This is a genomic window from Desulfoscipio gibsoniae DSM 7213 (assembly GCF_000233715.2).
Classification (GTDB): Bacteria; Bacillota; Desulfotomaculia; order Desulfotomaculales; family Desulfallaceae; genus Sporotomaculum; species Sporotomaculum gibsoniae.
Genome location: NC_021184.1, coordinates 4,192,068 through 4,212,618, shown reverse-complemented (window position 1 = coordinate 4,212,618; position 20,551 = coordinate 4,192,068). Strand labels below are relative to the sequence as shown.

At 46.5% G+C, this 20,551-nt stretch carries 17 protein-coding genes; 10 read left to right on the top strand and 7 right to left on the bottom strand.

The genetic code is table 11. The features are described from left to right. The first annotated feature begins 10 nt into the window (after positions 1–10). Positions 11–1,525 carry a lipopolysaccharide biosynthesis protein gene (locus DESGI_RS19670; protein ID WP_006521570.1) on the top strand — a complete coding sequence of 505 codons (1,515 nt, stop codon included), beginning with the start codon at positions 11–13 and terminating at the stop codon, positions 1,523–1,525. Between the two features lie 445 nt (positions 1,526–1,970). Next, complete coding sequence (locus tag DESGI_RS25430) at positions 1,971–2,915, top strand: LysM peptidoglycan-binding domain-containing protein (protein ID WP_006521571.1); 945 nt, start codon at positions 1,971–1,973, stop codon at positions 2,913–2,915. A gap of 88 nt (positions 2,916–3,003) precedes the next feature. Here DESGI_RS25430 and DESGI_RS19660 read toward each other — a convergent pair whose 3' ends face one another. The 5 genes from DESGI_RS19660 to DESGI_RS19640 all read right to left on the bottom strand — a co-directional run bounded on the left by DESGI_RS19660 (position 3,004) and on the right by DESGI_RS19640 (position 9,747). After that, positions 3,004–5,589 carry an Ig-like domain-containing protein gene (locus DESGI_RS19660; RefSeq protein WP_015618013.1) on the bottom strand — a complete coding sequence of 862 codons (2,586 nt, stop codon included), beginning with the start codon at positions 5,587–5,589 and terminating at the stop codon, positions 3,004–3,006. A 385-nt stretch (positions 5,590–5,974) separates the two neighbouring features. After that, entirely contained in the window at positions 5,975–6,778 is an 804-nt protein-coding gene (locus DESGI_RS19655) for a class I fructose-bisphosphate aldolase (protein WP_006521573.1), read from the bottom strand. A gap of 26 nt (positions 6,779–6,804) precedes the next feature. Continuing rightward, entirely contained in the window at positions 6,805–7,839 is a 1,035-nt protein-coding gene (locus DESGI_RS19650; RefSeq protein ID WP_006521574.1) for a zinc-dependent dehydrogenase, read from the bottom strand. Positions 7,840–7,841: 2 nt separating this feature from the next. After that, positions 7,842–8,549: a phosphoribosylanthranilate isomerase gene (locus DESGI_RS19645; protein ID WP_006521575.1), complete on the bottom strand. Its 708-nt coding sequence runs from the start codon at positions 8,547–8,549 to the stop codon at positions 7,842–7,844. After that, positions 8,527–9,747, bottom strand: a complete 1,221-nt coding sequence (locus tag DESGI_RS19640; RefSeq protein ID WP_006521576.1) for a GHMP family kinase ATP-binding protein — start codon at positions 9,745–9,747, stop codon at positions 8,527–8,529. The genes DESGI_RS19645 and DESGI_RS19640 overlap by 23 nt, the downstream gene beginning before the upstream one ends. Positions 9,748–10,245: 498 nt before the next feature. On the opposite strand from DESGI_RS19640, the gene DESGI_RS19635 reads away from it, so the two are divergent. From DESGI_RS19635 to DESGI_RS19625, 3 genes are all read left to right on the top strand, one after another. Further along, a complete protein-coding gene (locus DESGI_RS19635) occupies positions 10,246–11,991 on the top strand; it encodes an adenine deaminase C-terminal domain-containing protein (protein ID WP_006521577.1) in 1,746 nt (581 codons plus the stop codon). A gap of 43 nt (positions 11,992–12,034) precedes the next feature. After that, a complete protein-coding gene (locus DESGI_RS19630; RefSeq protein ID WP_157872823.1) occupies positions 12,035–12,973 on the top strand; it encodes a mechanosensitive ion channel family protein in 939 nt (312 codons plus the stop codon). Positions 12,974–13,034: 61 nt separating this feature from the next. After that, positions 13,035–13,889 (top strand): DUF6544 family protein, encoded by an 855-nt coding sequence (locus DESGI_RS19625; RefSeq protein ID WP_006521579.1) that lies wholly within the window; start codon positions 13,035–13,037, stop codon positions 13,887–13,889. A 140-nt stretch (positions 13,890–14,029) separates the two neighbouring features. On the opposite strand, the gene DESGI_RS19620 is transcribed toward DESGI_RS19625, so the two are convergent. Then, complete coding sequence (locus DESGI_RS19620) at positions 14,030–14,659, bottom strand: SOS response-associated peptidase (RefSeq protein ID WP_006521580.1); 630 nt, start codon at positions 14,657–14,659, stop codon at positions 14,030–14,032. Positions 14,660–14,898: 239 nt separating this feature from the next. On the opposite strand from DESGI_RS19620, the gene pepF reads away from it, so the two are divergent. The 5 genes from pepF to prxU all read left to right on the top strand — a co-directional run bounded on the left by pepF (position 14,899) and on the right by prxU (position 19,662). Next, entirely contained in the window at positions 14,899–16,701 is a 1,803-nt protein-coding gene (gene pepF, locus DESGI_RS19615; RefSeq protein WP_006521581.1) for an oligoendopeptidase F, read from the top strand. A 318-nt stretch (positions 16,702–17,019) separates the two neighbouring features. Further along, a complete protein-coding gene (locus DESGI_RS19610) occupies positions 17,020–17,394 on the top strand; it encodes a GntR family transcriptional regulator (protein ID WP_006521582.1) in 375 nt (124 codons plus the stop codon). Between the two features lie 3 nt (positions 17,395–17,397). After that, complete coding sequence (locus tag DESGI_RS19605) at positions 17,398–18,264, top strand: ABC transporter ATP-binding protein (protein ID WP_006521583.1); 867 nt, start codon at positions 17,398–17,400, stop codon at positions 18,262–18,264. Further along, the gene (locus DESGI_RS19600) at positions 18,257–18,916 is read left to right on the top strand and encodes an ABC-2 transporter permease (protein ID WP_006521584.1); all 660 of its coding nucleotides are present in this window, start codon (positions 18,257–18,259) and stop codon (positions 18,914–18,916) included. Before DESGI_RS19605 ends, DESGI_RS19600 begins: the two co-directional genes overlap by 8 nt. Before the next feature lie 152 nt (positions 18,917–19,068). Further along, positions 19,069–19,662: a thioredoxin-dependent peroxiredoxin gene (prxU, locus tag DESGI_RS19590; protein WP_083939974.1), complete on the top strand. Its 594-nt coding sequence runs from the start codon at positions 19,069–19,071 to the stop codon at positions 19,660–19,662. 146 nt (positions 19,663–19,808) lie between these two features. Here prxU and DESGI_RS19585 read toward each other — a convergent pair whose 3' ends face one another. After that, entirely contained in the window at positions 19,809–20,432 is a 624-nt protein-coding gene (locus DESGI_RS19585) for an HAD-IA family hydrolase (protein ID WP_006521587.1), read from the bottom strand. Positions 20,433–20,551: the final 119 nt, after the last annotated feature.

Here is a 20,551-nt window from a genome sequence, read left to right as displayed (position 1 = left end):
AGAGTTTAACATGCGCAGCAGAAAAGCATTGTATAATACCGTAGCCTCATTGGCATTACAGATACTGACAATAATCTGTGGTTTTATCATCCCAAGACTGATCATAGGATCATTTGGTTCAAGTGTTAATGGGTTGGTATACTCCATAAAACAGTTTTTAGGGTATATTACTCTGCTTGAGTTTGGTGTGGGCGGTGTTGTGAGAGCAGCCCTTTATAAACCATTGGCAAATAATAATTCAGATTCGGTTAGTGCTATCGTTAAAGCGACGGAAAATTTTTTTAAAATAATAGCGTTAATATTTATTGGATACTCCCTACTTGTCGCAGGACTATTCCCGTTTTTGGTAGGGAATGATTTTGAATGGCTGTTTACTTTTATACTGGTGTTAATTATCGGTGCCAGTACATTTGTACAATATTATTTTGGCATCACCTACCAAGTTTTACTGCAGGCGGATCAGAAAAGGTATATAGCTTCAATGTTGCAAATATTTACGACAATTATTAATACGGTTTTAGTGATAATTCTTGTTGAAATCGGAGCCGGTATCCACATTGTAATGCTCGGCAGCGCAATTATACTTATCATCAGACCGGTTATGCTAAATATTTATGTCAAGAGGAAATACAAAATAATCAGCAACTGTGCCGCCGATAATATGGCGATTAAACAAAGGTGGGATGGGCTTGGGCATCATTTAGCTTTTTTTTTGCATACGCACGCGGATGTAGTGGTGCTGACATTATTCACAAACATTAAAGAAGTATCGGTGTATTCAGTATACTATATGGTGGTTTCTGGGATAGAAAAAATAATGACCACTTTTTCATCTGGTTTGGAAGCTGGTTTTGGCAATATAATCGCCAAAAATGAAACAGTGGCATTGGACAAAAATTTTCGCTTGTATGAGTTTATTTCATTTGTTGTTACCACTATCTTGTTCACCAGTGTGGGTTTACTGGTGCTGCCCTTTGTATCGGTATATATAAGCGGTATATCTGATGTTAATTACTACCGGCCGGCGTTTGCCTATATTTTAACATTAGCGGAGGCAATATATTGCATTAGACTTCCATATCATGTTGTGACACTGGCTGCGGGTCATTTTAAACAAACGAGAAACGGCGCCTTTGTTGAAGCATTTATCAATATTATATTATCTGTTGCTTTAGTAATACTTTATGGCTTAATAGGAGTTGCCATTGCAACTCTGTGCGCCATGCTTTTTAGAACGATCCAGTATGTAATGTATCTTTCAAAGCATATATTGCACAGGAGTATGTGGCAGTTCGCTAATAGATGCATAGTAAATATTTTAGCAGTTATAATCACTGTTACTTTGGCAAAATTTCTACCCGATATGGTTATAGACAACTATGTGAAATGGTGTATTTATGCTTGCGAAATCACATTCATTGCGGTCACTGTTACGCTGGTTATTAATACTATGTTTTATCCCCAAGATCTGAAAAACCTGCTTGCGGTGGCCGGGCGCTTGCGAAAACAGGAACCTAAAGATTAAGTAATTAGCTGATCATATCGTAACATTGTTTTTCCATTTACTGCATGTTGATGTTTAATGTCATAACTGACTATAAAAGCATAATGTAAATTATCCGTTCCTGTTTTTCTATATTTTAATTAAAAGGAGGAGAAAAAAGATTAAAGGAAAAAGTTTAATAGTTATAGTTTTAACCGCAATTTTTGCTCTGGCAGTCCTCTATTTTATTTATAACAAACTTGATTCCCAGTCTCCAGCCAATTCTGTAACCAATCCAAATGATGTTGTTGAGAATGCACCGGACAATATCGAGGATCCTGATAGCATCTTCTTAGAAAAACCTGTTATTATTAATGGTGATTTTGAACAAGGTGGTGTTGGTTGGAACAATAGATATGCAATACAACAGGATGAAAATAATAATCATTATATAATTAACAACGCCAGTTGGGATATCAGGCAAGATATGAACTTGCTTCCACATACGACCTATCAAATAAATGCGCAAACCAAGAAGGGAACTGCGGAGGGGCCGGCCAGAATTGTTTTTACATTCCATGATATTAATGGAAATAAACTGCTTCAATATTATGATATCAGGCATACCCATGCTGGCACCGGTTGGGAAGATATTGCCCAACAATATATTGCTATACCCGATAAGGCCGCGATAACTAAAATACACCTGTTAACCAATGACCCTAAAGGCTATCATTGCTTTGATAATATTGTAATTATTAGAAACAGTGCCATAGGTGATCGTAAAAACATGCAAGTGGACCAAAATGAATTATTAACTAACGGTGATTTTGAACTGGGGTTATTTGGTTGGATTGGAGAATCTTCTTTAATTAACGAAGAAGAAAATAATAAATTTCTAAGGAACGGATATAACTGGAGCCTTTACCAGCAGCTTGAGGTGGAACCTGAAAAGACCTATGTGATTAGGGCTAAAACCAGAACACCGGATAATCAGGTGCCTACCCGCATAAAAGTAATCTTTTTAGATGACCAGGGTCTAAGGATTCCGGAATTTTATAATATTGTGCGCTTTCACACGAACAATGAATGGAATGATGTAACCGAAGTTATTAGGATACCCGCCGGTATTCACCAGGCCAGAATCTACCTGCTGGCCAATGATGACTCCAGTTCCGTAGCCTGTGACTTCGACGACATATCTATGAAATTAGCCACTGATGAGGAATTAAAAGATTTAACACAGACCCAAACAGAAAATTCACGTGGATATCTGGATAACCATACCGAATATGTAGTAAAAGCCGGAGATACAGCATCCGCAATAGCCGAACAATTTGGGGTCAATCTGGATACTTTAATCGATGAAAACAATATTATAGACCCCAATCGCCTTGAAGTTGGTCAAATACTGTATATCCCTGTAAATTAATTAAAGGGGGCGTTAAGCAAACGCCCCCTTTAACATGTTTATGAACAATTTTCATGCATAATTTTGCCACCCGCGTTTTAGTAATACTTTACTTAACTGCTGTTAATGTTACATCATCAAAGTGATGGTAACCGTTATCACCCGACTCCACGGTCAGGAATATCCTGGCCTTAACTACTGTGGCCGGTACTTTTATATTCATTTCATTTATGGATTGCCAGCCCTTGCCGGTATGCTGGTGCTTGAATACGTAATCTGTTGTATGGCTGCCGTCACGGTGATAAAACATAATTACAATCATAGCTGCTTTTTGGGAAGTACCCGCATAGGTCCGGGCATTTAGTTTATAATTGCCGGGCTGTAGGTTGATTTCCTGGAAAAAATCGTAGTTGAACGTATTGGTTAATGCCGGATTACCGCTGGAATCACGGCTAATTTTGGCTGAGTTATTCTTGTTCAGCCAGCCCTGCAGACCAGCGCTAAAGTCACCATTTTCAATCAGGTTACCCGCTGGTGCCGGGGCCTGGGCCTGATTCTTTACTTCGTAGGTCAACGGTGCCGAGAAGCCCATATTCCCGGCTGCATCTATGGCCTTGGCCAACACATAGTAAGTGCCGTCTTTGAGGCCGGAGACATCCCAGTTTAGCTGCCAGTTACCGCTGGCATCGGTGCCGCTTTTCAACTCAGAAGCGCCTTTTACCTCGGTCCACGGGCCGTTTGCGCTGGGTCCGTATCCCAGGACCAGGTTGTCCACACCAACGTTATCGCTTGCAGTAACCTGGAACACCGCAGTGCCATTTAATTGTGCGCCGCTGGCCGGTGCGGTAATCTTAACCACAGGCCGCTGGGTATCGGGAACAGTGTTCTTCACTTCGTAAGAGAACGGGGTTGAGAAGCCCATATTGCCGGCTGCATCTGTGGCCCTGGCCAACACATAGTAAGTGCCGTCTTTGAGGCCGGAGACATCCCAGCTTAGCTGCCAATTACCGCTGGCATCGGTGCCGCTTTTCAACTCAGAAGTGCCTTTTACCTCGGTCCACGGGCCGTTTGCACTTGGTCCGTATCCCAGGACCAGGTTGTCCACACCAACGTTATCGCTTGCAGTAACCTGGAACACCGCAGTACCATTTAATTGTGCGCCGCTGGCCGGTGCGGTAATCTTAACTACAGGCCGCTGGGTATCGGGAACAGTGTTCTTCACTTCGTAAGAGAACGGGGTTGAGAAGCCCATATTGCCGGCTGCATCTGTGGCCCTGGCCAACACATAGTAAGTGCCGTCTTTGAGGCCGGAGACATCCCAGCTTAGCTGCCAATTACCGCTGGCATCGGTGCCGCTTTTCAATTCAGAAGCGCCTTTTACCTCGGTCCACGGGCCGTTTGCACTTGGTCCGTAGCCCAGGACCAGGTTGTCCACACCAACGTTATCGCTGGCAGAAACTTGGAATACTGCAGTGCCATTTAACTGTCCGCCACTGGCCGGTGCGTTTATTTTAACCACAGGCCGCTGGGTATCTGTTGGTGGTGTCGGTTCAGGATCCGGATCCGGTTCAGGGTCTGGACCGGGAGCAGGGACATCCCCGTGGGAATTAAAATAGTTTAACATGGCTATCCCGGTAAGTTCCATAGGATATGTTGAAGTCCTGCTTTTAACGATATTATAGGCCTTATCTAAAATAGATGGCGCCCAGGGCTCAAACCACAACCAGTGTAAATATAATCCGGGCTGGGTGCTGACACCGCTGCCATCTAAGCGATTGGCGACAGAACCATTACTTTTAGCCAGGGTCTTATTGGCAGTATTAGCTAGTCTTTGCATGTCTGTACTATTATAGATACCGTTTTTATAAGCCAGGTAAGCAAACTCGGCACCTAGCGTAGAGTGACTTAAATCTTCAATAACATTACCGTACGAAGAATGACCGGGGAAATACTTCCAGTAATAGCCGCTGGTGGACGGGTTTACGGTAAGTAACGGTTTAAAGTAATTGGCTATCTTTTTCCCCTTGTCGTAGTATGCCTTGTCCCCCGTGGCCTCGTAAATAGCCAGCAGGGCACTGCCATAGGCTACATTCATGTTCACAGGTCTTCTTAGATATAAAGTGTTGCTATCTTCAATCCAGTTATTATCGCTATAAATGTATTGAGAGTTGCTTGGCTTATCGTGGATGGCCATGGCATCCTTGGCTGCCTGCACATAGATATTTGCTTTAGTTTTATAGTTAGCTAAAGCAGGATCACTTTTCACCACTGTGGCAAACTGGGCCAGCGGCGTGGCAATTATGCCTGTAGCCATTGCATAATGCATATTTTGTTTTGGATCAAAATGGTTACTGCTCCAGCCCGGCAGTCTTAAACCACGAAAATCAGTCTTGCCTACTACATTATCCCGGCGCGCCAGGACGCTATCGGCAAAACTAATAAATTTATTCAGATACTGCTTATCCCCCGTGGACTGATACATCAACAGATAGGCGCGCATAACGTAACCATCGGTATAGGTTATCTCATAACCGTCCGGCTTATTACTACTAGTTCTCCATTTGGATTCGTTGTCTACCTGATCAAATAATTTCTTTAAAGTGCTTGCATCGATTGCGGCATCTGCATACTGTGCTGGTACTAAAAACAATAGTGCAACAACCAGCGTGATACAAATTTTTTTCAAACTAATCATTTACTGGGATACCCTCCTTATTTATGTCATCAAGGAGGTACATTTCTACAATTACCTACAAAATCCTTCAATTTTTGATCTCCAATATTTACCTTTGGGGAGCGCGGGGACGGTTTTCTTGCTTCCTTATTGAAAACGCGGGGGAAGCACGGCGAAGGTTCTTAAAGGGTCTAATAGGGGGATTTGCGGGAGAAAAAAGGCTCAATGTCAGGTAACCCCTGATTTTGAGCCTTAATCATAAATAACGCGTAATAGCTGCTACGCAAAATTTCCAATTGCCATAGAAGAATAAAGTCGCATATTGACATCGCTTATGTGGCCGTGAAACTTTACATCATAGCATAATCTTATGTGCATTGAATTATTTAAATGCCATTCCCTGCTTTTAATTTTGCTTTTCTCTGAGGAGTTCCACAAAGGCCTCCTGCACATCCATGTTCCGGTGGATAATGCCGTCCACAGCGGTTAGCAGCGCCTCGGGGTGGGGGCTTTGCCAGATGTTTCGTCCCATGACAATGCCCCGGGCTCCGCCCTGGATGGCCCCGTGCACCATTTTCAGGGTGTCCAGGTCGGTTTCACACTTGGGGCCGCCGGCAATCAGCACCGGTACGGGGCAGCCCGCCACCACCCGGTCGAAATCCTTTTCGGTGTAGTAAGTCTTCACCAGGTCGGCACCGTGTTCTGCCGCCACCCTGGCCCCCAGGGCGATAAAGCGGGGGTCTTGTTTTTTATCCTCATTAATTTTACCAACTCCAACTACACCCAGCAGGGGCATATTCCAGCGCCGGCACTGGCTCGCCACAGCGGCCAGGTTAATCAGCGTTTCATGCTCATAGGGGGAGCCGACAAAAGCCGACACCGCCACGCCGTCAACCCCCAGCGCCAGGCCTTCTTCCACGGTACCGGTGAGCCCTTCTCTGGTTAGTTCGGGCCCTGCAATGGTGGCCCCGCCGCTGATGCGCAGCAGCGTGCCCGGGCATCCCCGGGGATTAAAGGCATATTTAAAAACCCCTTTGGTTAACAGCCAGGTATCCACCAGCCCCGTGGCATCCAACCGTTCAATGGTCTCTTTAATGTCGACGAGGCCCGTCATGGGCCCCAGGGCCATTCCGTGATCCACGGCCACTATCAGTGAGCGTCCCGTTTCCTGGCGAAATATTTTACGCAAGCGCATTTGTATGCCGTCCATGCTTAAATCCCCTTTCCTGAAAAGCGCTAGCTGAACAGCACAACGCCTTTAATCATTTTTTGCTGTTTTACTTGATCCACGGCGTCCAGCATGTTATCCAGGCTGAAGCGGTGGGAAATCATATCCTTAACTTCAATCGCACCGCTGGTAATCAGCTCCAGGGCGCGGTGAAAGTCCGCCGGAGTTGAGGCAAAGGTGCCGGTAATGGTAATCTCTCCATAGTGGAGCCAGCGCGGGTCTATGGTAAGCGGCTGCCCCGCCGGGGGCCCGCCGAAGATATTGAATATGCCCCCTTTACGTACGGCGGGCAGATACTTTTCCATTACCGCGGGGATGCCCAAAGCGGCAATCACCAGGTCGGCGCCACGTCCTCCGGTAATTTCCCCAACCAGGGACACCAAATCACTGCTGCCGGTGTTGATGCAGTAGTCCGCCCCCATGCGGCGGGCTGTGGCCAACCGCTCTTCCAGTACATCGGCCATAATCACTTGCGCACCTGCCCACTGTGCCGCTTTCAGGTGAAACAGACCCATTGGCCCGGCACCGATCACCAGTACCACATCCCCTGTGGTCACACCCGCCGTCCTGGCTGCGGCCAAACAGCAGGAAAGGGGCTCAGCCATTGCCGCCTGCTCAAATGAAACCTGCGGCTCCAGCTCGCTGATTCCACCAATGGCCACTATTTGACCCGGAAGGCGCACAAACTCTGCAAAAGCACCGTCCGCACCATGCCCCAGACCGAATTCCCTTTCGCACAGGTTATGCCTGTTCCGGCGACAATAAAAACAATCGCCGCATACCGCAATAGGGTAAGCAGCCACCCGCTGCCCCGGGGCGAGCCCCGTTACTCCCCGCCCCACCTCATAAATCTCTCCCGCCACTTCGTGGCCCAGGATGGTGGGTAAGTTTTTGGGCAAACCCTGGCCCAGCAGCATTTTAACATCAGTGGCGCAAATCCCCGCAGCCCGCACTTTGATTACCACTTCTCCGGGAGCGGGCTGTGGGCGGGGCACATCTTCAATGCGAATATCGTTCATGCCGTGTACTACGGCTGCTTTCATCTTTATCCATTCCTTTCGCTAGTTGCTTCCCTGATTGTTTCTCTGACTGCTTGCATCAAGGCCCGGATTTTATCGGGACTTTTTTTGCCGGGCTGGGCCTCCACCCCCGAGCAGAGGTCGATGCCTTCCGGGTTTACCACCTTGATAGCTGCCTGAACATTGGCCGGGTTAATTCCCCCCGCCAAAAACAGGGGCACCGTACAGGCCACCCCCAGTTCCCGCACCAGCTGCCAGTCACTTGTCCGGCCCGTTCCGCCATACCTTTGAGTGCCGCCCACCACCGCTGCCGTATCCAGCACAATCACGTCGGCACCCGCCTCGCAGCCGGCCTTTATTTGCGCCAATACATTTTCCCGGTCCAAACCTTCGCCTGCCGGGGGCAGGTGCAGGGACTGCCAGCACTCAAGCTCGGTGAACTCCTTTTTACACCAGGTAATGGTCTCTGGCGCTAGGTTAAGAAATTGCAGGGCATGGGGGTGCAGTGAATTTACCAGGTATTTAATCCGCTCCGGCGACATCTGATACACCAGCGCTACTGCGGGCAGGGGGGTGCGGGAAAATATTTCCCGTGCCCCTTCCACCGTGAGGGAGCGGGGAGAGTAGGACACCTCCACCACCACCCCCAAATAATCCGCCCCCTCCCGGGCTGCTGACAGCGCGTCTTCAATATTGGTAATGCCGCATATTTTAACTTCGCAACCATCCTTCATGCTGGTAAGTCCTTTCTTTGCCGCTTTCCATCACCCGGGCGCCGGTATTATCTACGTGGGTTTCGATAATTCTGTTGGCCGGCACATTTTCCGACTCTAAAAACTTTAACATGCGCCGGTAAACTTCATCATTGCGGGTCAGCGCATAAACAGTAGGACCTACTGAGCTCATGCCCACCACCTCGGCACCCATTTGCCTCACGCTGCCGATATACCGGTAAATAGGCGCGCCGCTCAGCCCGTGCTGCTCGCATTCGGCCCGCTTGGAGCCCAGAAAAGCCAGCTCGAAAATAGCGTTTCCTATCCCTTTGAGATCGCTCCTGACCATGGCCGGCAGCAGATCCAGCAAAATAATTTGTGATTTGGTGCCGCATTGCAAGTAGTCCAGGTACCTGGCCCGGCGCATCAGCAGCTCCACTTCCGATTGGGCTGCGGTATCTTTGCCGGTAAACTCATCTTCCAGGCTGGGCACATCAGGAATAACGATTAATGCCCGGGTTTCGGGTAAAGATATGCGATAAATCAGTTCCATATCATCGGTGCCCAGCACCATGCCCCCATTGATACCGGCCATTGCCCCCAGGCCGGTCTCAAAGGCGCGAATCAGGCAGGTATTATTCAGCGGGCTTTCTTCGCAGGCGTTAAAACCCAATATGCGGCGCAGTTCCCAGTTTTTAAAAGGGCGCCCCAGCACTTCGTTAATTCCGATACAGGCCGCGCACATGGTACCCGTCGAGGAACCCATGCCCACATGACGACGACCGTGGTCATACAGCTCAATTTCAAAACCGCCGGTGTAGCCCAGTATCTCTTTGAAAACACTGGCAAAGTGCCTGACAATCAGCGTGCGCTGCCCTTTAACCACTATATCGGGCCTTTTGGTCGCCTGCACCCGGGCCCGGAAGTAAATGCCCACGGCAAAGCCGATGCCGCCCCCGCCGGGACGGGTGGTGTTAAATCTGTTCATATCCAGCACTGAGGTGTGTAGGCGGGCCGGAACGGTAACTTCCACTTCGCTTTCTTCAACACTGGCTGCTGTACGGGGTTCCACGTCAAAACTCTGGGGGTAAACGATAAAATCCCTTTGCCCCGGCTCAAATTCCTCCAGTACCGTGGTAATGCGGTCAAACGGTCCCCCGGAAATGCCGATTTCAATTGACTGCTTGCGCGGCGTTAAAACTGCCTGGTTCATTCCCATTCTACTGTCCTCCCGTAATAATTAATTAATTGGCATGTTGTACTTGATTTTTCATTGTTGCAAATGCCATTTACATTGAACTTTGGATAAATAGCCAGATCATAACCCCTGGCTCCTGAAATTTTCACCTCCCCGCCGATAAACATCCTAAGCATATAAAACTGCCCTAAAAATAAAAACACGTGCGATAGACGCAGCGTGACCTGAATGCATAGGGCGGTAAAACTGCCGAAAAAACAAAAAACACCCCCACAGGGGTGTGCAAAGGCAACGTATGAATAACCGGAGTAAAAATATCACCGGTTCCATACTACAATACTACCGAATTAAACTACAATTTGCCCTATTTACCATCCTGCCATACTACGATATCATTATAAACCAGGCGGGGAGTTGTTGCAATAGTTATTATATTAAGGTAGCATTAACATAAGATGCAGTCTTCGGGAAATGCGGAAGACAGATACGGAATAAAGACTTAACTGGAGTGATGATTTTTTGGGTAAAACAGTTGCCGATATGCAGAAAATAGTAGCGGTGGCTGCTGGAAAAGGGGCAGCCGATTTATATATTGAGGGCGGTTCTCTGGTTAACGTGTTTACCGGTGAAATTTACCCGGCCAATATAGCGGTTTTTCAGGGCAAAATAGCCTATGTTGGAAACAGCCGTAAAATGGTGGGTCCACGAACAGAAATTATAGACGCGTCAGGGTGTTATTTGTGCCCGGGCTTTATCGAGGTACATACTCATCCCTGGATGGTTTACACGCCGGCTACTATGGTTGAAGTCCATCTGGCCCTCGGAACCACTACCTTTGTATGCGACAATTTATTTTTTTATGCTTACCTGGGGGCTGACGGCTTTTTAAGAATAATGAAAGCCCTGGCCAAGCTTCCCGCCCGGCTCTACTGGGTGGCCCGGATAATGCACCAAACCATTGACCCGGAGGAACCAGAATTGTTTTCCATTCCCAACCTGGACAAGGTCTTCATGGATCCTCACGTTATTAAAGTAGGTGAAATTACCCGCTGGCCAAAGCTGGTTGAGGGGAACGAGTCCGTCATGCGGAGAATTAAACTGGCGGAGGAGCGAGGTCTGGGGTTTGAAGGGCATGCGGCCGGGTGCTCTTACGATAAGCTAAATGCGGTGGCTGCGGTCGGGGTGGAATCCTGTCATGAGGCCATTACGGCGGAGGAAGCGATCAATAGACTGCGCCTGGGCCTTTGGACCATCCTTCGCCACAGCTCGCTAAGGCGCGATTTGCCTGAGCTGTTGAGGGCGGTAACAGATTATAAGGTGCAGACGCATAGACTTCTTTTTTCCACCGATGGCTCCACGCCGGGGTTTTTAGCGCGTGAGGGCTGGATTGAAGGGATGGTTAGAAAGGCGGTTAAAGTCGGTGTGGAACCCGTCACAGCCATTCAAATGGCCACTATTAATGCGGCCACCTATCTTGGTCTGGACAGGAAAATCGGCGCTATCGCACCCGGGATGCATGCCGATATCCTCCTTTTGCCGGATCTGCAAAACTTTAAACCCCGCCTGGTTATCGTCGGGGGAAATGTAGTTGCTGCAGACGGGAAGTGCTGTGTATCTATTCCTGAGCCCGACTGGATTTCTTTGGGCCTTAAAGCCAAACTGCCTCCCCGCGAACTGGTCAGCAATCCCGGTTTGTTTGGTGTCCCCTCGGACAGTTCCGCCATCTTTCCCGTCATTGAAGTTATATCAGCAGCCATCAACCGTTTAAAAGAAAGAACGCTGGAATCCCGGGGCGGGTTTTTAGAACGTAAGGAAGACATGCTTTACTGCGCTTTAGTTGACCACCGGGGTAAATGGGTGACCAACGGATTTGTTGAGGGTTTTGGGCATATGGAAGCTTTGGCTGCCACATTTACAACATCGTATGACCTACTGGTGCTGGGCCGTAACCGGACAGCCATGGCGGCTGCAGCTGCAGCGGTAGTGGATATGGGAGGTGGTATTGCGCTGGTTGATGGTAATAAAGATATGTTTAAAATGCCACTGGTTTACGGCGGAATTATGAGCGCGGATCCCTATGAAGTATCGATGGAGACCCTTAATACTTTGCAAGAGAAGGTGCGTGAATGTGGTTATCCATATCACGACATTATATATACCCTTTTATTTTTAGTATGCGATTTTCTACCCGGACCACGGATTACAGCCGGCGGGATAATTGATGTGAAAACCGGGCAAATTTTATATCCCCCCATGCCGCTTTAAAGGAGGCACCTGGAAAAAGCATCGCTGCCATAGAGTTGTGGAGGTGAGGAAAATTTTTATTGATTTCTGGCAGGAGCAGTACCGGTTGATCTTGGAGTACATTAATATTAACTTTCAATTTTTACTGGCGAAATTATTGTACGCCGGCGTCATTTTATTCATTACCTATTTGCTATTAAAGCTGCGGGTCACCCTGGTTAATAAAATATTTGAGCGGCCCACAAGTGATTTTAATAAAGCCAATACATTAAAGACGCTGCTGCTTTCAGGAACCCGCTATGTTATCTATATTGTGTCAGTTCTTACCTTGCTGGCCGTTTTTGATATCAACATTACGCCCATGCTGGCCAGTGCCGGTATAGTGGGTTTGGCTGTTGGTTTTGGCGCCCAAAACCTGGTCAAGGACATTATTACGGGGTTTTTTATCATGTTTGAAGACCAGTTCCATGTGGGCGATTTTATCGAAGTCAACGACCAGGTATCCGGAACAGTGGAGGAATTGGGTTTGCGGATGACCACTATCAGGGAATGGAGCGGTAAAAAATTTTATATTGCCAATTCGGAAATTAAAACGGTCAAAAACTATAACCGCGGCCATTTGCGTACCGTAGTCTCAGTTTCGGTACCCTTTGAGGAAGATCTGCAAGGCGTAATCAGGACGCTGGAGAAAGTTTGTCAGAATATCACCAGCACCCACGCCGATAAGCTGATCAAGCAGGAAAACGGCTCTTTTGTTGAACCACCCCAGATTTATGGCATTACGGATATCAACAAGGATGAGCGGGGAGTGGTGTTCACATTGGTAGCTGTGGTTGAGCCCGCGCACTACTGGTTTTTAGGAAGAGAATTCCGGCGGGTAATTTTGGAGTACTTCCAGGCTGCAGGTATTACCCTGGCATATCCGCGGTTACATATCAAAACAACCCAGGGCTTTGAAAGCTTACATGGCATAACTCAAGGCGGGGCGGTGAATAACAGTTAAAAAGAACGGAAGTTATAACGTCCTAGTATTTTGACTATTTATATAAGGGGACTGTTTAATTATGCCGAAGATAGCCCTTCTGATTATAGGTATACTGGCCGGAATTATTGTAGCGATATTGATAATATCGCATATAGCAAATATCAGATTTTACCGGAAAGCCAAAATTGAAGTTGGAGAATTTTTTGCCGGTGTCAAAACAAAAGGTGAAATTATCCGGGAGGACGACTTAAAAGATCTGCCGCCAAGCGTTCGAAACTGGCTTGTAAACTCTGGTGTGGTGGGTCAAGAGAGAATCACCTCTGCCCGTTTAAAGCAGACAGCGGTAATGAGGATGAAAAAAGAAAACCCGTGGATGCCCCTGGTAGCGGAACAGTATTTTACGGTGGACAGACCGGGATATATTTGGATAGCCAAAGTTAAAGCGGCCCCCTTTGTGCATATCGCCGGCAAGGACAAGTATTATCAAGGCCGGGGAAACATGCTCATTAGACTTATGTCACTGGTAACAGTTGCGGATGGCAGGGGCAAAGAAATAGACCAGGGTTCGCTGGTGCGGTATCTTGCCGAGACGGTATGGATACCCACTGCGGCACTGGCCGATTATATTATGTGGGAAGCTGTCGATGAGCATTCCGCCAGGGCTACCATGAGCTATGGAGGGGTAACTGCTTCGGGGGTGTTCACTTTTAACGACCAGGGTGAGGTTGCCAGCTTTGTTGCTGAAAGATACGGTGATTTCGACGGGCGGTATGTCCTGGAAACATGGTCAATTATCATGCGGGATTACCGGGAATTAGACGGTATCAGGGTGCCCACCAAAGGGGAAGTAATTTGGAAATTAGAAAGTGGAGACTTTAATTGGTATCAATTCGAGGTCAATGAAATTGAATACAATAATCCGGCGGTGTACTAGAAAATCGGTTGGGTACGAGGGGGTTGTTAACAACACTGGTGCCAGGTGTTAAAAGTTGAGTTAAAAGTTGAACGGTCGCAGGGGAAATGGGAAATGTCTTCGGGTAGTGGCCCAATAAATCACAAGGCCGGGTATACCTTTCATTTATTTGAAATCTCATCAACCGGATACACCACCATCGGCCCGCCGTAGGGTTGCAGCAGTTCCTTGAGCACGGCGGGCTCGTTTGATGCCAGCCAGGCGTGATGGGCACTTGACCCGGATAATATAACCGGCATGCGGTTATGTATATCACGCATTTGATTATTGGCTTCAGTTGTGATGATGCTGCAGGAATGGATATCCTGGCCCTTGGGCGAACGCCACCTGGCCCAGATGCCGGCGAAAGCAAAAACCTCTTGATCGGGCAGCGTGATACGCAAGGGGGTTTTTTCGCCGGCTTTCTTTTTCCACTCGTAAAAGCCGTCAGCGGGAATAAGGCACCTGCGGTGCAAAAAGGAAGGTTTAAAAGAGGGCTTTTGATCGACTGTTTCTGCCCGGGCGTTAATGAGCTTACTGGCGATTGAGGCATCCTTGGCCCAGTGGGGTATTAAACCCCAGCGCATCAGTGATATTTCCCTGCTTTCTTCCGTGCGGGTAATCACCAGGACATTCTGGGTGGGGGCAATGTTGTAGCGCTTGCTATAATCGAAACTTTTGTAGTCCCAATGAACCTGAAAAATCCTTATAACAGTGGATAACTCCACAGTCAGCGTAAAGCGCCCGCACATTTATACCACCCTTTCGGCAAAAAGCAATACAGCCAAAGCTTGCTATCAAAAATATACCACTAAAACGCAACTCTGCAAAGAAACTGTTCTTCGGTACAGAAAAGATGCACATCTGCCCCGCTTTAAAAATAAATGTAAAAAAACAGGTATTTGCAGGCAAAATATAGTAAAGGGTATAGTTAAAAGCTATTTGAATACTTTTCTTAAGCAGGAGATTATTTACACGAGGGGGATTTGTTGTGAGCAAAGGTAATCTGCCCACCCGCCGGGAAATCGATGATCAGTTTAAATGGCGGCTGGAGGATATTTATCCCGGTGACGAAGCCTGGGAGCAGGACTACCGCAAGGCGCTGGACCTGGCAGCCCGGGTGGAGTCCTTCAAAGGTAAGCTGGGTACGTCGGCCCGGACACTATTGGAAGCCTTTCAACTGCAGGAGCAGCTGGAAGCGGTCAATGAAAAAATATACACCTATGCCCGCATGCGTCGCGATGAGGATAACACCAATCCGGTTTACCAGGCCCTGACCGACCGGTCTGAAAGCTTGAGCGCCCAGGTGCAGGCGGCAGTTTCCTTTTATGTGCCTGAAATACTGGCGGTGCCGGATGAGACTATAAAACAGTTTTTGCAAGAAGAACCGGGCCTTGGTTTGTACCGGTTTGTACTGGAGGAACTGGTGAGGCAAAAGCCGCATATCCTGTCCGCCGAGGAAGAGCAGATTATTGCCCGGGCAGAAGAAGTAACCCAGGCCTCAGCCAACATATTCAGAATGATCAACAACGCCGATCTGACCTTTGCCCCGGTGCAGGATGAACAGGGCCGTGAGGTGGAACTTACCCACGGCCGCTATCTAAAGTTTATGGAAAGCAGGGACCGCCGGGTGCGCAGGGATGCCTTTATTTCACTGTATGGCTCATACCGCCGGTTGCAAAACACCCTGGCCGCCACCCTGGGTGCCAGTGTCAAAAAAGATGTGTTTTATGCCCGGGTACGCAAGCATCCTTCAGCCCTTAAAGCCTCTCTTTTTGCCGATAATGTGTCTAAAGAGGTATATGACAATTTGATCAGCATGGTGCGCGGCAGCCTGGAACCTTTTTACCGCTATATGCGCCTGCGTAAAAAATTGCTGGGGCTTGACGAACTGCACATGTACGATATTTATAATCCTGTGGTCCAGGATGTGGACTGGAAAATCCTTTACCCGGAAGGGGTAAATATGGTGCGGGAAGGCCTGGCCCCGCTGGGTGATGCCTATGTGGAAACAATGGTGCAGGGAATTAACGGTGGCTGGGTGGATGTCTACGAAAACAAGGGTAAAACCAGCGGCGCCTATTCTTGGGGCCCGTACGGCACCCATCCCTATGTGCTGCTGAACTACCAGGATAACTTGAATAATGTGTTTACCCTGGCCCACGAAATGGGCCACGCCATGCATACTTACTATTCTTTTGAAACGCAGCCTTACGTCTATGCTCATTATAAAATATTTACCGCTGAAGTAGCCTCCACGGTCAATGAATCTTTGCTGATGCAATATCTGCTCCAAACTGTTAAAGACCGGGATAAGAAAATATATTTGCTCAATCACTACCTGGAACAATTCCGGGGTACTGTTTACAGGCAAACCATGTTTGCCGAGTTTGAAAAAATCATTCATGAGCGGGTGGAAGCCGGGGAAGCGCTGACCCCCGAACTGCTTTGCCGGATTTACCACGGGCTGAATGTGGATTATTACGGACCGGAGATGGTGGTGGACAGTGAAGTGGACATGGAATGGGCCCGGATACCCCACTTTTACACCGCGTTTTACGTGTACAAATATGCCACAGGCTTTTCAGCGGCCACCGCTCTGACGCGCCGCATTACCGAAGAAGGCGGCTCCGCAGTTGCCCGCTATATTGAGTTTTTGCATAAGGGTGGCTCTGATTACCCCCTGAACCTGTTAAAATCGGCCGGGGTAGATATGACCATCCCGCAGCCCGTGCAGGAATGCCTGGACGTATTTGCCCGCCTGGTAGCGGAATTGGAGGACCTGGCCCTCTAGAAGCACGAGGACGGTTCTCTTGCTTCCAAGGCAGGGGAAACAGTGGGCGATTCTCATGTTTCTTTGGGAAATCGTAACAATTTGCAACCATATGGAGAACGTGGTTATAACCAACCTAAAAGAGAAAAAAATAGATTTTAATAGCGCAGCTATTGGACAAATGCTCAACTGCCGGTAATACACGGTAGTTGAGCATTTTTTTGTTGCGGAAGCAAGGGAACCGTCCCCGTGCTTCTGCAATAGTCATTGACAAAACTGTTATAGCTGTTTATATTGTATATATACAGTATGGTCAGCTATTTGAAGGGATGTTTGGTTATGCATATTGTTATTTCCAACTCTTCTAGTTTGCCAATTTACGAGCAGATTGTTTCTCAAATAAAAGAAATGATTATGCAGGGTGAACTTTTGGAGGCCGACCCTTTGCCATCGATCAGAAATCTGGCCAAAGAACTGCAAATCAGCGTTATTACCACTAAGCGGGCTTATGACGAGCTGGAAAAGGAAGGTTTTGTGGTTACCGTGCCGGGCAAAGGGTCCTATGTAGCAGCGGAAAACAAGGAGCTGCTCCATGAAAAGAGGCTGAAGATAGTGGAAGAAAAACTGCTGGAAGCGGTGGTGGCCGCTAAATCCGTGCATCTATCCTTTGAGCAATTACAACAAATGCTCAAACTGTTTTATGAGGGGGAATGATAAATGAAGCCCATTTTGGAAGTAAAAAAACTCAGAAAAAACTTCAAAGGGTTTAGTTTGCAAGACATCAGCTTTACCATGGAAAAGGGCTGTATTATGGGCTTCATTGGCCCTAACGGCGCAGGTAAAAGCACAACGATAAAACTGATTTTGAACTTGCTGAAAAAAGACGGTGGGGTTATTAACGTTTTCGGGCTGGATAACCTCAGGCACGAGATAGAAATTAAAAATAAGATCGGCTTTGTATTTGACGAAAACCATTTTTATGAAGAATTGACCGTACGGGAAATGACTAAAATCATTGCCCCGCTGTATAAGAACTGGGATAACCGTACCTTTGCAAAATATTTGGCGGATTTTCATTTACCGCCCCAAAAGAAGATCAAGGATTTATCCAAGGGGATGAAGATGAAGTATTCTTTGGCGATGGCCCTGGCTCACCATCCCGATCTGCTGATTATGGATGAACCCACCGCAGGCCTTGACCCCGTGGTTAGAAATGAATTGCTGGAAATATTAACTTATATCATACAGGATGAGAACAAAGGTGTTTTTCTATCCACTCATATAACTTCGGATTTGGATAAAATAGCTGATTATATCACGTTTATCAATGACGGGCAGATCATTTTCAGTACCGCTAAAGATGAACTGCTGGATGGGCACGGGTTGGTCAAAGGCGGCAGGGATCTATTGGATAACGATATAAGGAAAGAATTTATCGGCATTAAGGAAAACCAGTTTGGCTTTGAAGGATTGGTAAGAGACCGGCGGCAGGCCCAATTACTTTTTGATAAACATGTGCTTATCGAAAAACCGGCTTTGGAAGATATTATGCTGCATTACACAAGGGGGCTGCAGAATGTATAATTTAATATTAAAAGACATATTAATTCAAAAGAAGATTATCCTCTTAAGCTTCGCCTATATTGTTTTCTTTGCCATTGCCATGCAAGGGGCCGGAATGGTAATGTACCCAACGGCTTTGACCGCTATTACTTATATGCTGGTACTAACCTCCTGTGCTTACGATGAAAAAAACAAAGCTGACGTAATGCTGAACAGCTTACCTTTAAAAAGAGCCAATATTGTATTGGCTAAATATTTATCTATTATTGTTTATATTGTCATAGGGACTGTGGCTTATTGGTTGATAACAACACTGATAGCATTAATAGGTCTACCCGTAAAAGTTCACCCGATTTCTTTAGAAGGTTTAGCCGGAGGCTTGTTTGCCATAGGTTTAATAAACGGTGTTTTTTTACCCTTTTACTTTAAATTTGGCTATATTAAAATTAAATTTTTGAATCTTATTTTATTCTTCTTGTTATTTTTTGGACTAACAGGTGTGGTAAATTTTCTTTATGTGAATAGGGAAGTCGGTTGGGTACAAAGTATCACGGTTTTTTTTAATTCTCAAACTGATATACAAATATTCACTACAATTATGGTTGTGATATTAATTACACTGGTAGTGTCTTTTGTCCTATCTTTGAAGGTTTATCAAAACAGGGACCTTTAGTATAAACATAATACTAATAGCGTTATAGGGTCGTTCTCTTATGTTGGATTAATGCAGAAAAATAAATTTAAAATTTATTTATAATATATATTGATAAATATAAGTTATTAAATTAAAATATATATTATAATGCCAACTAAGGGGGTTTTAATGTGCTGGTAACCAAAAAAGCGCCTGCCTTTCAGGCCAAGGCATTTTACCAGGGGCAGGTTAAACAGGTAGCATTGGAAGATTTCAAAGGGAAATGGGTTGTGCTTTGCTTTTACCCCGGAGATTTTACCTTTGTATGACCCACTGAGATTTCGCACATAGCCGTTGGCTATGATAAGCTCAAGTCTCTGAATGTGGAGGTTTTATCCTGCAGCACCGACAGCGTATTCTCCCATAAAATTTGGAATGAAACCGAATTGTCCAAAATGGTCGACGGCGGTGTTCCTTTCCCCATGCTATCAGACCAAACTGGAGCAATTGGCAAACTATACGGTGTTTACGATGAAGACGCAGGGGTAAATATCCGTGGCCGGTTTTTAATTGATCCGGAAGGCGTTATTCAGGCGGCAGAGATATTGAGCCCGCCCGTAGGCAGAAACCCGCAGGAGCTTATTCGCCAAGTCAAGGCTTATCAGCATCATCAAAAAACCGGTGAAGTAATGCCTTCCGGTTGGGTTGAAGGTAGTCCAACTTTAAAACCGTCAACCGATCGGGCGGGCAAAGTTTGGGAAGTATGGCAGCCCCCTAAAGAGTAATTGTTAGTGGGTGTATTGGTAATAATGTATTTTAAGGTTATGGAACATAGGGGTATCATATTCATGAATCTTTTATGCGCACGGGCTGTAGCCCGTGTTGCTTTTTTTAACACCAAGAAAATTAAGCTGCTAAATAGTCTTGCATGTTAGTGAATAATTTTACATATTTCCAGCGGGCTGTGTATAAGTGCGTCGGGATGACAGCTGGCCAGTAGTTCCTCTGTATCATAGCCCCACGTTACGGCGATAATGCGTACCTTGTTTTTTTGACAGGCGATAATGTCTCGGCATTCATCTCCTATGTAAATTACATCTTTACTGTTTAATGTATGTCTAGTTAAAAAAACCTTTATGGCTTTATCCTTACCAAACAGGCCGCTTGATGAAATGATATTGTCGAAAAAGTTGATCTTGTTGTGCGTTAAAAAAGTATTAATATTTTCCGCCGAGTTAGAAGATATAATGCTGAGTGCCATTCCCCCGGCCTTGAGCTTACCAAGCACTTCCTTGATGCCGCTGATAGTTTCCAGAGAAGCGGCGGCCCGCCTGTATTTTTGGGTTAATTCCATCTTTAGCATGGGCAGCTTGTAAAAAGGGAGATTGATGGCCTTACACCTCTGGGGGATGGATAACGAACGCAGGTGTTCATATTCGCTTTCCTTTATTTTTCTAAGCCTATACTTGGGGGCCAGCTCATTTAATAATTCAACAGTCAGGTAGCGTGACTCTACAATGGTACCATCGAAATCGAAAATAACATGTTTAATCATTAATACCCCTCAATTTTTAAAGTAGTAATAGTTTATCATATCTTCACCAAAAAACCTTTACCTTTTAAACTAAGGGAGTTTTTACTTTGGTGCTATAGTTTGAGACTGGATGCTTTGCA

What these genes read in the sequence shown, in the direction of transcription:
- DESGI_RS19670 (WP_006521570.1), top strand. Translation starts at nt 11, where the DNA reads ATGCGCAGCAGAAAAGCATTGTATAATACCGTAGCCTCATTGGCATTA.
- DESGI_RS25430 (WP_006521571.1), top strand. Translation starts at nt 1,971, where the DNA reads ATGAACTTGCTTCCACATACGACCTATCAAATAAATGCGCAAACCAAG.
- DESGI_RS19660 (WP_015618013.1), bottom strand. Translation starts at nt 5,589, where the DNA reads ATGATTAGTTTGAAAAAAATTTGTATCACGCTGGTTGTTGCACTATTG.
- DESGI_RS19655 (WP_006521573.1), bottom strand. Translation starts at nt 6,778, where the DNA reads ATGGACGGCATACAAATGCGCTTGCGTAAAATATTTCGCCAGGAAACG.
- DESGI_RS19650 (WP_006521574.1), bottom strand. Translation starts at nt 7,839, where the DNA reads ATGAAAGCAGCCGTAGTACACGGCATGAACGATATTCGCATTGAAGAT.
- DESGI_RS19645 (WP_006521575.1), bottom strand. Translation starts at nt 8,549, where the DNA reads ATGAAGGATGGTTGCGAAGTTAAAATATGCGGCATTACCAATATTGAA.
- DESGI_RS19640 (WP_006521576.1), bottom strand. Translation starts at nt 9,747, where the DNA reads ATGGGAATGAACCAGGCAGTTTTAACGCCGCGCAAGCAGTCAATTGAA.
- DESGI_RS19625 (WP_006521579.1), top strand. Translation starts at nt 13,035, where the DNA reads ATGCCGAAGATAGCCCTTCTGATTATAGGTATACTGGCCGGAATTATT.
- DESGI_RS19620 (WP_006521580.1), bottom strand. Translation starts at nt 14,659, where the DNA reads ATGTGCGGGCGCTTTACGCTGACTGTGGAGTTATCCACTGTTATAAGG.
- DESGI_RS19610 (WP_006521582.1), top strand. Translation starts at nt 17,020, where the DNA reads ATGCATATTGTTATTTCCAACTCTTCTAGTTTGCCAATTTACGAGCAG.
- DESGI_RS19605 (WP_006521583.1), top strand. Translation starts at nt 17,398, where the DNA reads ATGAAGCCCATTTTGGAAGTAAAAAAACTCAGAAAAAACTTCAAAGGG.
- DESGI_RS19600 (WP_006521584.1), top strand. Translation starts at nt 18,257, where the DNA reads ATGTATAATTTAATATTAAAAGACATATTAATTCAAAAGAAGATTATC.
- DESGI_RS19585 (WP_006521587.1), bottom strand. Translation starts at nt 20,432, where the DNA reads ATGATTAAACATGTTATTTTCGATTTCGATGGTACCATTGTAGAGTCA.